At 59.3% G+C, this 12,144-nt stretch carries 5 protein-coding genes and 5 pseudogenes; 5 read left to right on the top strand and 5 right to left on the bottom strand.

The genetic code is table 11. The features are described from left to right. Positions 1-370: 370 nt before the first annotated feature. From BPNPMPFG_RS39965 to BPNPMPFG_RS39960, 3 genes and pseudogenes are all read right to left on the bottom strand, one after another. Positions 371-1,584: pseudogene (locus BPNPMPFG_RS39965) on the bottom strand (IS256 family transposase). A 441-nt stretch (positions 1,585-2,025) separates the two neighbouring features. Next, entirely contained in the window at positions 2,026-2,382 is a 357-nt protein-coding gene (locus BPNPMPFG_RS43515) for a transposase (RefSeq protein ID WP_413776927.1), read from the bottom strand. Further along, positions 2,276-2,704 carry a hypothetical protein gene (locus BPNPMPFG_RS39960; RefSeq protein ID WP_258598451.1) on the bottom strand — a complete coding sequence of 143 codons (429 nt, stop codon included), beginning with the start codon at positions 2,702-2,704 and terminating at the stop codon, positions 2,276-2,278. Before BPNPMPFG_RS39960 ends, BPNPMPFG_RS43515 begins: the two co-directional genes overlap by 107 nt. A gap of 574 nt (positions 2,705-3,278) precedes the next feature. On the opposite strand from BPNPMPFG_RS39960, the gene BPNPMPFG_RS39955 reads away from it, so the two are divergent. Then, complete coding sequence (locus BPNPMPFG_RS39955) at positions 3,279-4,079, top strand: LuxR family transcriptional regulator (RefSeq protein ID WP_258598449.1); 801 nt, start codon at positions 3,279-3,281, stop codon at positions 4,077-4,079. 322 nt (positions 4,080-4,401) lie between these two features. Here the strand turns inward: BPNPMPFG_RS39955 and BPNPMPFG_RS39950 are convergent. After that, positions 4,402-4,860 (bottom strand): annotated as a pseudogene (locus tag BPNPMPFG_RS39950) (transposase); the annotation flags it as partial. 68 nt (positions 4,861-4,928) lie between these two features. Between BPNPMPFG_RS39950 and BPNPMPFG_RS39945 the strand changes: the two are divergent. After that, entirely contained in the window at positions 4,929-6,560 is a 1,632-nt protein-coding gene (locus BPNPMPFG_RS39945) for an IS66 family transposase (protein ID WP_183448093.1), read from the top strand. An 8-nt stretch (positions 6,561-6,568) separates the two neighbouring features. Here BPNPMPFG_RS39945 and BPNPMPFG_RS39940 read toward each other — a convergent pair. Further along, positions 6,569-6,997, bottom strand: a pseudogene (locus tag BPNPMPFG_RS39940) (transposase); the annotation flags it as partial. Positions 6,998-7,964: 967 nt separating this feature from the next. On the opposite strand from BPNPMPFG_RS39940, the pseudogene BPNPMPFG_RS43510 reads away from it, so the two are divergent. The 3 genes and pseudogenes from BPNPMPFG_RS43510 to BPNPMPFG_RS39930 all read left to right on the top strand — a co-directional run. Continuing rightward, positions 7,965-9,374 (top strand): annotated as a pseudogene (locus tag BPNPMPFG_RS43510) (condensation domain-containing protein); the annotation flags it as partial. A 237-nt stretch (positions 9,375-9,611) separates the two neighbouring features. Further along, positions 9,612-10,664, top strand: a complete 1,053-nt coding sequence (locus BPNPMPFG_RS43505) for a KamA family radical SAM protein (protein WP_413776970.1) — start codon at positions 9,612-9,614, stop codon at positions 10,662-10,664. A 474-nt stretch (positions 10,665-11,138) separates the two neighbouring features. Further along, a pseudogene (locus BPNPMPFG_RS39930) lies at positions 11,139-12,000 on the top strand (MurR/RpiR family transcriptional regulator); the annotation flags it as partial. Between the last annotated feature and the right edge of the window lie 144 nt (positions 12,001-12,144).

Raw genomic sequence — 12,144 nt, 5'->3', positions numbered from 1 at the left:
ATAATGCGAAGGAATGTGAGCGGAAAACGTTACAAATAAGCCAATCTGCACGCGTTCCTTCACATTCCTGCGACCTCACGATTAGTTCGGATATGGTCAGGTGAGCATATTTTCACATAGGGTTTGACATATTGCGGCGCATCGTTCCATGGGCCTTTGCCGAACCCGGATCATACCGGTTTGGAATCACATTCGATTACTCTCGCAAGCCAGCACTGGTCATCGGCACAGTGCTGAAGCTGTTATGCTGCAGACGGTGTGGCAGCAATTGGTTTGCGGTACTTCTCATCGCGCGTCAGCATTGTCCACAAAGCTCGATGCGAGCCAGATGAGCTCGTCCATTTGTCTGGCCGCCGATCCGCGAATACCATCAAGGCCTGCGGCCGAGCGGCTCGCATAAACAGGCCGGATACACGACCGCAAGCTCCGTGTCTGCCGTTATGTTCAATTTCGCCTTGCAAACAGGGAGCGGTCCATACACGTCGTTCTGCTCGAGCAGGATCGCACCGACGAGGCGGACGATGGCGTCGTCGTTGGGGAAGATGCCGACGACCTCGGTGCGCCGCTTGATCTCGCCGTTGAGGCGCTCGATCGGGTTGGTGCTATGCAGCTTGGCGCGGTGCTCCCTGGGGAAGGTCATGTAGGCCAGCACGTCGGGCTCGGCGTCGTCCATGATGGCGGCGAGCTTGGGCACCTTCGGCCGGATCTGGTCGGCGACGGCACGCCATTGGGTGCTGGCGGCTTCTGGCGTCTCCTGGGCAAACGCGGTGGCGATGAAGGCGGAGACGACACGGCGCCCGCTCTTGCCGGCATGCGCCAGCACGTTCCTCATGAAGTGGACCCGGCAGCGCTGCCATGTCGCGCACAGCACCTTGGTGACGGCCGCCTTGATGCCTTCATGGGCATCGGAGACGACGAGCTTGACGCCCCTGAGGCCGCGGCGGGTCAGCTTGCGCAAAAACTCCGTCCGGATCGGCTCGGCCTCAGACGTGCCGACCTCCATGCCCAGCACCTCGCGCCGGCCGTCCGCGTTGACGCCGACAGCGATGATGACGGCGACCGAGACGATGCGTCCGCCGCGGCGCACCTTGAGGTAGGTGGCATCGATCCACAAGTATGGCCAGCCGCCCTCGATGGGTCTTTCAAGGAACGCTTTGACCTTGCCGTCGATCTCTTCGCACAGCCGGCTGACCTGGCTCTTGGAGATGCCGCTCATGCCCATGGCCTTGACCAGGTCGTCGACCGAGCGGGTCGAGATACCCTGGACGTAGGCCTCCTGGATGACGGCCGTCAGCGCCTTCTCCGCCATGCGCCGCGGTTCGAGGAAGCCCGGAAAGTAGGAGCCCTTCCTGAGCTTGGGGATGCGCAGCTCTACGGTGCCGGCCCGCGTCTCCCAGTCCCTGTCGCGGTAACCGTTACGCTGGGCCAGCCGCAGCGGGTTCTTCTCGCCATGGGCAGCGCCGGTGACAGCCCCCACCTCCAGCTCCATCAGCCGCTCGGCGGCAAAGCCGATCATCTCGCGCAGGAGATCGCAATCAGGGTCTTCTCCACGAGCGCGCGCAGGTTCATCATATCGTCGGTCATCGGTGGCTCCTTCGAATCAGGTTGGTGTCAGCAACCCGACCTTACTGGGGAACATCGATGACTGCCGCAAAGCCGCTCGCTCGCTACGGCGCTCCTATGACGATCACGACTGAATGTGCACAAAGTTATTCTGGCACCAAACCTGATGCCGTTGCAAGATGGGGACTTGGCAGGTGTGCTGCGCGACTGTTGCCTGACGACGAGAGATCAAGCACCTATTCGCGGATTGGCTACCGCACGACCCTTTTCCGTCGTGGACCTTCCTCCTTGAGCGGGCATCGACTAAATCTGCCCCCGCGCCGTATCGAGGATTATCCAACGTCAATCTGACCGCGCAGCACGCCAGCCAAGTCCAATGTCTGTTTCCAGTTGCCTTCACTCCTGTTGTGCCTGAAAGCCGTGCGGTCCGAATTGCAACCCCGACCAGCTTCGCCCTGCGCGCTACCGCCGTGTTTCGATGGCGACCGGCGGTGTATGCCGAGCAATATCCCAAACGAAACCGGCAAGCTCACGTGCGACGGCCGCCACGACCTTGACTGTCTGCTTTCCGGACGCGGCAAGTCTTCGGAACTTGGCGCAAAGGCGAACCTGCGCCTTCCAGGCAATGGCTTTGAGATGCTCCGGTAGCTCGGCATTCCGGTCTATCAGGCTTCGCCCCTCGCGGGCAGGGAAGCGGTAATGCCACGCCGATTCAATCAGCATCGTCCGGGCTGCCGCATTCCCGGTTCGGGTGATCTCGCCGCGCTTGATCCTCTTGCCGCTGGAATGCTCGGCCGGCACCAGGCCAAGCCATGCCATCAGTTGTTTGGGGCTGGTCGAGCCGATGCAGATCGCCGATCTTCGCAAACAGGGTGACGGCAGCCGTCAGCTTCACACCTCGCAAAGCCTGAAGTGCATGGACCAAAGGACCCAGCACCCAGCCTGAGACGGCCTCCTTCAAAACGTCGTCTAGCCGGTCGCAACGGTCCATCAGATCGTGAATGCGCCGCTTGTATTCCTCGAAGACGAATTGCTGGTGCGGAAAGGCAAACTTCTGTTCCGACAGCCAGCCCCAATGAGCCTTGCCCCAGATCGCTTTCCCGTTGAACCGTCGACCGTGCCGCAAAAGGAAACTCTTCAAAGCCGACTTGGCCGCCGAAAGATCGTCTTTTCGCCTGCCGTCTATTCTAATTCGAACGGTTGAACGGCGGCAGGGCTTGGTTGTCGCTGTACCCTTTCAACCGTCGCGACCCCAAATAACAAAGGAGCACAACTGTGGGCCGACCGGTCGCTGGACGCCATACTCACAGATTGTGCTTGAGCAGATCCATCATGCGGACCGGCCGAGACAAATCTGCCCGGCGTCACGTTAGCAGTCGACTTGATCGAAGTACGTTTCGCGATGTGCATGGCGTAATCGGGAGGAGCGCTAGCGGTGGCATCCCGATTAACCGAGGCAGTATGAGGTGCGAAGTCAGCTGTGAAACAATGCAGCTGGCAAAACACGCACAATGTTACCCTCCGGAAACGTTAGTGCAACTTAAGCTTCACGCGAAATAACTTTGTGCCCTGCGAGGGCGTGGTAGTGTTGGGCGATGCCGGTCCGCCGATGACGGCGCGGAGAGCCTAGCAGCCGGTAGCCTTTTGCACCTGTGCACCAACGAGAAATATCCGTCGCAAATGGCTGCGGAGCAGAGACTATGGAACGCCCGCCGATGACCGCGGTCTCCCAACTTCGAGAGCAGACAACCAGGGTATCCGACCAGTTTTCTTTGGTCCCGCAAGCAACTGGGGAGGCGGTCGATTTCGACCGATTTCTCGACCAGACTGATAGGATTGTTCAATCCAGGCAGTTGTTTAACCTGTTATCGGCATTTGCCCTGAATTTCAGTTGTCCTTGGATCGCCTATAGCTCTCTTATACCCCGTCAAAAGCCGGTGAGCCGCGAAACGGTGGGCATGTTGAATTATCCTGATGAATGGCGAGAGCGCTATTTTCAAATGGGTTATGACAGAATAGACCCTATCATCAAGACGAGTCGCCAGCGGGCAAGCGCATTTCGATGGAGCGATGTCTACAACGACGCAAACACGACCGAAGATGAACGGCGCGTTTTCGACGAGGCTGCGACGTTTGGCTTAAGGTCAGGCATTAGCGTTCCATTACATGGCCCCGATGACAGTGTTGCAGTTATGAGTTTTGCTCAACCTTGGGACCGCGAAGTTGAAAATAGGACGATCACCTACTTACAACTGGCCGCTTTACATTTCCATCTGAGGGTCGCGAATTTCGCCAAATCGAGTCGCCCTAAGGACTCTCATGACCTTTCCCCAAGAGAAAAAGAGTGCATTCTATGGACAGCGAGAGGGAAATCATCCTGGGAAATAGGCAAGATTTTAGGAATATCGGTAAATACCGTCAATTTCCATATAAAGAATGTCAAGAAAAAGTTAGATGTTGCTAGCAGGACGGTAGCCGCTATAGCGGCGATAAACATGGGAATTATCAAACCGTAAAAGCGGCACCAAAAAAGGTTATGCTCAAGGAGGAGAACACGCAGTCGATGAAGAAGTCGGATGACGTAGCCGGTCACCTTGTACAAAGCCGGAGAACTCAGAACCCAGCAGTCCAAGGATCGGGTCAGTGCCAAAAAGGGACCGGCTTCTAACCCGTTTGATGCACAGCGATCGGCTTTCGGCGCCCTGACGGGTCATCTGGTTAGCGTTGCGGTGCCTTTTGACGAGCTTCATCGGCGCCGGGATTGATCCGTTGTGATGGCAGGCGAGGGTTTGCGGGTTGCGGTCGGCGGTTCGTTTCGAGGCGTCAGCGCCCCGTCGGCTACCTCACGAGCCGCGGGATGCGGTCGAGCACGATGCGCAGGATGCGCTGGTCGGGGCAGGATGTCGGCAGATGCAAGCGGATCTGGTCTTCATCTCGACCACCCGCGCGGCGATCTTGATGAGGCGCAGACGCAGCGTGTCGAATTGGGCGACGGCAAAGCTGGAACGCTTCGGCATTGCGGCGCGCAGGCCCCACATCAGCCAGTAGGCACCGGCATGCAGGAACAACCGGAACTGGTTGGCCGTCGCTCTTGTGCAGGATGTGCGGTCGGCGGCGAGATGCGTCTTCCAGGACTTGATGTGGTTCTCGCCGCTCCGCGCCGGCAGTAGAGATCCTCATAGAGCGCTTGGCTTTCCCGCCTGCAAGATTGGTGACGATGAAGCGGGTGTCAGCACCTTGGGCGCCGACCTCGACGCGGGCGATGATGCGCTCCACGCGGCTCCAGCTGGCGGCGCCGTGTAACCGGGGCAGATTACCGGGCGGTGGGGGTTTGCAGGCGCGTGCGTTCGTGATTCACCCTTTGCGTGACGCTACCACCGACTGATTCGCTTGAAGGCCTGTCGCTTGCGGAACTCCGCGGGCTGGTTTCTGCGCTGATCGGCGAAGTGCGCGGTCTTCAAGGCCGGGTCGAGAGCCTTGAGATCGAGAACCAGGCGCTACGCGCCGAGAACCAGACCCTGAAGGATGAGATCGCCCGGCTGAAGGACCTGCCGCCGCGTCCCCCGGTCAAGCCGACCAAGCCATCGGGCATGGAGAAGGCGACGCAGCCGACATCTGGCAAGGGCAAGCGCCGCCGGCGCGGCGCCAAGCGCGACGGCGGTCGCGTGAGCCGCGAGGTGACGGTTGCGGTGAGCGCTCCTGCGGGCTCTCGCTTCAAGGGGTATGAGACGATCCTGGTGCGCGATCTGGCGTTGTCGGCCGAGGTGGTGCGCTATCGCCGCGAGCGCTGGGTGACACCGACCGGCGAAACGATGGTGGCGCCCTTGCCGGCGGGGATCATCGGCGGCTGGGGCGCGAACCTGCGCCGCTTCATTCTGGCCTGTCACATTCAAGGCCAGGTGACGACGGAGCGGTTGACGGCGTTGTTGACCGGGATCGGGGTCGACATTTCGAAGCGCCAGGTGGTGCGGCTGATTTCGGAGGGCCTGGAGGCCTTCGCGGCGGAGGACCGTGACGTGCTGCGCGCCGGGCTGGCTACGGCGCCCTGGATCACCGTCGATGATACGTCGGCGCGCCACGCCCACCAGGACGGCTACACCACCCAGATCGGCGATCGCCGCTTCACCGCGTTCCGCACCGGGCGATCGAAGTCACGGGAGGCGTTCCTGGCGACGCTGCGTGCCGGGCACAGCGATTACTTCATCAATGAAGAGGCCCTGGCCTATATGCGCGGCCGCAACCTCGCCGGTCCGGTGATCGCGCGGCTGGCGGCTGCGCCGCACAAGGCATTTGCCGACAGCGCCGCATGGCAGGCGCATCTGGCCGCACTCGGCCTCGACCAGCTCGCGGTTGAGCCCAACCCAGTCAGGATCGCCACCGAAGGGGCGATGTGGGGAGCGATCCGCCACCACGGCTTTCTTGGCGATACCGTGGTCGTGTCCGATGATGCCGGCCAGTTCCGCATCGGCGACCATGCTCTGTGCTGGGTCCACGCCGAGCGGCTCGTCCACAAATTGATACCCGTGACCCCGGATCAACGTCAGGCCGTCGACATCATGCGCCAGTTGATCTGGTGGTTCTATCGCGACCTCAAGAGCTACCAGCGTGCTCCTTGTCCGCGCCACGCGGCGGCCCTGCGCGCCCGCTTCGAGCGCCTGTTCAAACGACGAACCGGCTACGTCATGCTCGACCGGCTTCTTGCCAGGCTGCATCGCCGCAAGCATGAACTCCTGCGCGTTCTCGATCGTCCCGAGATCCCACTCCACACCAATGGTTCGGAAAACGACATCCGCACCTTCGTCACCAAGCGCAAGATCTCCGGCGGAACCGTCAGCGAGGCAGGCAAGAACGCCCGCGACGTCCTGCTCGGCCTGATGAAGACCTGCATCAAGCTCGACGTCTCATTCTTCCGCTATCTCGGCGACCGCCTCGGCATACCAACACAAGAGTCGATTCCGCCGCTCCCGGATCTCGTTAGGCAAGCCGCTCAAGCCTGACTGCCCGGTAATCTGCCCCGGTTACCGGCGCCGTCAAAGAACTCCTTGAAGCGGCAGACCTTGTTCGTTTTGGCCGACGCCTCAAAACGCGCCAGCGTGCGGGCTTCCAGGTCCGCGACATGCTTGCGCAGCGTCGTGGTGGGCGCCAGCCCGAGGATGAAGTCGACATCGTTGGCGCGGCACCAGTCGATGACCGGTGGACTGCAATAATGTCCGTCGGCCCGGATCAGGATCCGTGTGTTCGGCCAGTTGCTCCGGATCGCCCGCACCAGGCGGCGCAGGTGGGGGCGGATCTCAGCCCCGCTCGGTCGCTTGGCCGGCCGAAGAACCGCACCGACGAACCGGCCGTCGCCATCGAACACCGCGATCGGCTGGAAGCCGTATTCGTCTTAATGGGCGTTGAACAGGCGCAATTGCTGGCCGCCGTGCACGGCATCATCCCCCCGTCGAAACGGGCGACGACAGACTTGCTGCGAATAGATGACAAACCCGTCAGCGGCAGCGTAGGATCATTCATGGCGGGTGTGGTCTCCGGGACATGGCGCGGATCGGCCTAAGCAACCAAATCCTACGTCATTTCAATGGCTTGCACTGCATCCGCCAACCCACCATGAATTTTCCGGACTAATTGCCACCGGATGAAAGCTTTGGGCGGATCATCCGTTATCAAAAAATGTTGACGACTGAACCGCCGGCGACAGCCGTTCAGTGCATGTTCACCTTTAAGAGCAGCAGAGAATAAGATCAGGGCGCGCAAACCTTGGGAAGCTGTTCAGCACCAAGCGGGCCTTTCCGTTGCTGCCGGGTGAGCCCTTAAACGAAGTCGATCGGGGCGATTTCCTCGGCCCTGGAAATCGCGACAGGGAACGTTCTTAAGATAAGCTGTCGAAGATGAATAGCCCGTGGTCTCCACGCCCTGCGACTGTCGGTCGGTGATTGTTGCGTATGTCTCCAGACCCGCAGATTGCCACTTTGCTCTGCTTTGGTGAGCTAGAAGTTTAGCGCTGCAACGGTATTTTCCGCCATCGTTCGGAAGTTCATAACCATTCCAGGCACATACAACGCCAGCGACGGTTTGCTAGTTGGTGTTGACCGGTCCAAGAAGTTGCGTCTTTAAGAAAAGGGCGGGAGAGCGCGGCCAACCGGCTCCCGCATTTCACGATCCCCGGCAGCCGGCCGCCGTCGGTCGAGGTCCGTGTAGCCGAGTGCAGCTGTGTCCGGTTGAAGACGTCTATGTTCGGGACCCTACACGCTTGAGGCGCAAGTATTCCGCCGGCAGTGCGAAACACATTGTATACCCCCCTCTTTGCGCACAATCCGCCGGTGGCACACCGATTGCAGGGGACACGGTCAAGGATCCGCTTGACGATAGCGATCTCGCAATCTCCAGCCGAGGAGGTCTACATGAAACTTGCTCGAACGATCCAAATCAATCCGATAGACGCTGCGCTGTTGAGTGCAATCCCGCCAATTGAAGCTTTGCGGCGTCCGACGTGGGTGCCGCTGTCATTCTCCCAGCAACAATTTTGGTTCCATTCGCGTCCAGCGGTCTGCGGCGAGGCCTGTCACATCCAGATGGGACTTCGGCTTCGCGGCGAGCTGGACGAGTCGGCCCTGCAGTGGGCGTTGGATGGGTTGGTGGCGCGTCACGAGGTGCTGCGCACCACTTTTGGGCTGGAGGCCGGCGAGCCTTGCCAGACGATCGGGCCGGCGGACGTTGGCCTGCTGCTTAAACGAGACGATCTGACGGCGGCAGCGGATGTGGAGGCGAGGCTCGCGCATCTGATGCGCCATGAAGCCAGGTCGGCGTTTGATCTACGAGCCGGGCCGCTGATCCGTGGAAGGCTGGTACGCCTAGCGGTGAGCGACAATGTGTTGCTGATCACCATGCACCAGATGGTCTCGGATGGCTGGTCGAGGAAGATCCTGACACGCGAACTCAGCGAGCTCTACACCGTTGCTCGGGAATGCCGCGCGGATCGGCTGACACCATTGCTGGTGCAATATGCGGACTATGCCGTTTGGCAGCGCCGTTGGCTGGCGGGCGAGGTCCTGGAGCGTCAGTCGGAATACTGGCTGCAGACGCTGGCGGGCGCACCAACGGTATTGAAGCTGCCGACAGACCGGCCGCGTCCTGCGCAGCAGGACTACAGCGGGAGTTACGTCGAATTCGCGTTACACGAGCCGCTGACCGCGAAGCTCAAGGCGCTGACCCGGCGCCATGGGGCAACGCTTTTCGCGACCCTGCTGGCGGGCTGGGCGCTGGTGCTGGCGCGGTTGTCGGGTCAAGACGAGTTGGTGATTGGCACGCCAAGCGCCAACCGCACACGGTCCGAGATCGAGGGGCTGATCGGCCTCTTCGTTAACACCCTGGCGCTGCGGATCGATCTGTCAGGGGATTTGACGATGGAGATATTGCTGGAGCGGGTGAATGCCGCCACGCTAGCGGCGCAGGCGCACCAAGACCTGCCGTTTGAGCAGGTGGTGGAACTCGTCAATCCGCCCCACACCCTCGCTCACACCCCGATCTTCCAGGTTATGCTGGCATGGCAAAACAACGGCCCGGAGCCGGCGCAACTACCGGGGATCGAACTTGAGTACGTCGACGTTGACGACCGTGTCGCGCAATATGATCTTGCGCTTGACCTTGCCGAGGTCGGCGAGGCGATTCGGGGAAGGCTGATCTACGCCACTTCACTGTTTGAACGGAGCACGGTCGAGCGATTTGCCAGCTATTGGCAGCAGGCGCTGAGCCAGATAGCGGCTGACCCCGGCCAACGGGTCTGGTCGGCGCCGCTCCTGTTGGCGGAGGAACGTCATCGTCTTCAAATGCAGTCGAACCCGACGGAAACGGTCTACCCGCAGGATCGCTGGATTCGCGAGCTATTTGAAGCGCAGGCAGAGCTGGATCCGGAAGCGATCGCAAACGTCTTCGAGAATCAAGGCTTGAGCAATCGAGAGTTGAACGCACGGGCGACCTCGGCGGCGCCTCGCGCTTGCCCGCCTCAATCATCCTCCCGCAACTCAGGCCCGGAGCCCCACACCGCAGTCATGAATTTCATCGAAGGCGAGCGCGTCGTTACAGAAGGTGAGCTGAAAGCCAATAGCATCACGCGTAATCAGGTCACAAAATTCTATCGTGAACAGATCACCAACAGCGGCTACTACGACCAGCTTAAGTACATTGTGGAGCCCTCGTTTGAGGAGTTCGAGAGTCCTGGCAATCTGGATACGAGCGGCGAGCAGGACAACACCGTCGTGCCCGGACTTCAGCACAAGTACGCTCAGACCGGGTTGTTGCTAGTAACGGACCGTTGCGCCTCATATTGCCGTTTTTGCTTTCGCAAACGCATTGTCGGCAAGAACTCCGATGAAATCGCACCTGATTTCGCCCAGATCGCGCAATATATTGGGGGCCATCCTGAGATGACGAATGTGCTGTTATCAGGCGGCGATCCATTCGTGCTCAGCACGGCCAAGCTCGACAAAATTCTCGATCATCTGCTGCCCATCCCCCACTTGGACTCAATTCGATTCGGCACAAAAACAGTCGCCTACGAGCCCAGGCGGTTCGAAGATCCCGCTCTACCGGCTTTGTTCCAACGGATCCATGAAGCGGGTAAGACTGCGGTCATCGTCACTCATTTCGATCACATCGGGGAAATCTCGGTCGATGCGGAGCGCAACATTCGTTTCTTGCGCGCACAGGGCGTGCAGTTCCTCAATCAGTCCGTCCTCCTCGCGAAAGTTAACAATGATCCCGAGATTTTGGCTGCGACCTTCGCCAAGTGTCATCAAATGGGCGTCCGACCTTACTATCTTTTTCAGGCCAGGCCGGTGAAAGGCGCATCACACTTTCAGGTTCCACTGCGCCGCGGACTAGAGATTGCGCACGGCATTACCCAACGTCTCAGCGGCATCCAAAAGACATTCAAGTACATCATGTCCCACTACACAGGAAAGATCGAGATTTTGGACGTCGGAGCCGACGGCCGCGTGTATATGCGATATCATCAAAACAAGACTCCGGGGAAGATCGGAAGGATCTTTTCCCGGCCACTTCTCGAGGGTGCCTGCTGGTTAGACGATTTGCTAGAAGGATGAGATAGAAGGGCGCGCAATGCTGATTACCTACATGAGCGAGTGAAGTACAAAGGCCCCTGCGGCAGAAAAAAAGCGCTTTCTTTGGAAGGCGCTCACGCGCCATAGCCAACCGGGGCGCATCGTCATTTGGCAGTCAGACAAACCGGAGAGGTCATCGTCTCCTACGACGTTGAAAACTACCTGCGGGATCGGTGGCGACGGACGCTGAACCGATCCGCATTCGCATCAGCAAATATTTTAATAACCGGATCGAGCACGATCATCGTCGGATCAAACATAGGCGTAGCGAATGCGCCCTACAAACAGCGATCGCTATTTTGGCCGGCAGTGAGACGGTTCGCATGATGCAGATGCGCAGGGAGGTTTTGCCTTCGATCCAGTCCCGTGCCGCCGGACACAGCTCAAGGCAGTCGTAAATAGAGGCTGCAGCGCGGGAATTCCAGAATTTGCTAACTCAACCAGGCAGGCATGGCTATGGAACAGGGACCGCTCAGGGAGACAATCCTCAAGGCATTCGGCGGCATGTCGAAGCAACTCCAGAACGCTGCGCGCTTCGTGCTCGACCGGCCATGTGATGTCGCTCTTCTTTCGATGCGTGAACAGGCTCGGCAGGCCGGCGTACAACCTGCGACAATGACTCGTTTAGCCAAGCATATTGGCCTGGAGGGGTTCGAAGATATCCGCAACATGTACGCTGACGGCTTGCGGAGCGCAGGTGCTGGATTTGCTGGAAGTGCGCGAAAACATGTTGCACGCCAGCAGCTGAAGGGCGACAACGCACTTGCCGCAGAGATGCTCAATTTAATTGCAAGGCAGGTTGCACAGCTTGCGGAGCCTCGATCTCTTGATCGAGTGATAAGAGCGGCAGCATCGCTGGCTAAGGCCCGCAGGATCTACTGTTTTGGACTGCGCTCCAATCACGCCGTAACTTGGCAGTTACACTATATACTTAGGCTCGTCGGCGAGAAATCGGTGCTTCTCGATGGGATTGCCGGCACCGGGAGCGACGCAATCCGAAGCGCTTGTAAGGATGATGTCTTGCTTGTTGCGAGTGTTTGTTCGTACACCCGGGCGACTGTTGAATTAGCGGAGTTCACGAAATCAAGAGGAATCTCAGTTATTGCTATAACCGACAGCGAGGTCTCCCCCTTGGCACTGATTGCAGAAACCATCGTCCTGGTTTCGACCAATAGTCCATCGCTCGTTCATACGATGACCCCTGCCTTTGCAATTGCCGAGGTCCTAGGGGCCCTGATTATCGGGTGACGAAGTACTGGAATCCATGAAGCGCTTCGACGAACAGCTCGCAGCCTCCAACGTCCATTCGAAACCCCGTATAAGAAGAGGGCTATCTAGCGGCCCTTCATCCGAAGTTTTCTCAATCACCGTTTCGGCGATGGTGAGATCGGTTGCCCAATTGCGTGCCGTCGACCCGACCAAGTTCGTGCAACAGAATGTTTGAAACATCCACGGTCATTTC

The organism is Mesorhizobium sp. AR07, assembly GCF_024746815.1.
Taxonomy (GTDB): Bacteria; Pseudomonadota; Alphaproteobacteria; order Rhizobiales; family Rhizobiaceae; genus Mesorhizobium.
This window is presented reverse-complemented; position numbering and strand designations above follow the sequence as displayed.

What these genes read in the sequence shown, in the direction of transcription:
- BPNPMPFG_RS43505 (WP_413776970.1), top strand. Translation starts at nt 9,612, where the DNA reads ATGAATTTCATCGAAGGCGAGCGCGTCGTTACAGAAGGTGAGCTGAAA.
- BPNPMPFG_RS43515 (WP_413776927.1), bottom strand. Translation starts at nt 2,382, where the DNA reads ATGGCATGGCTTGGCCTGGTGCCGGCCGAGCATTCCAGCGGCAAGAGG.
- BPNPMPFG_RS39955 (WP_258598449.1), top strand. Translation starts at nt 3,279, where the DNA reads ATGACCGCGGTCTCCCAACTTCGAGAGCAGACAACCAGGGTATCCGAC.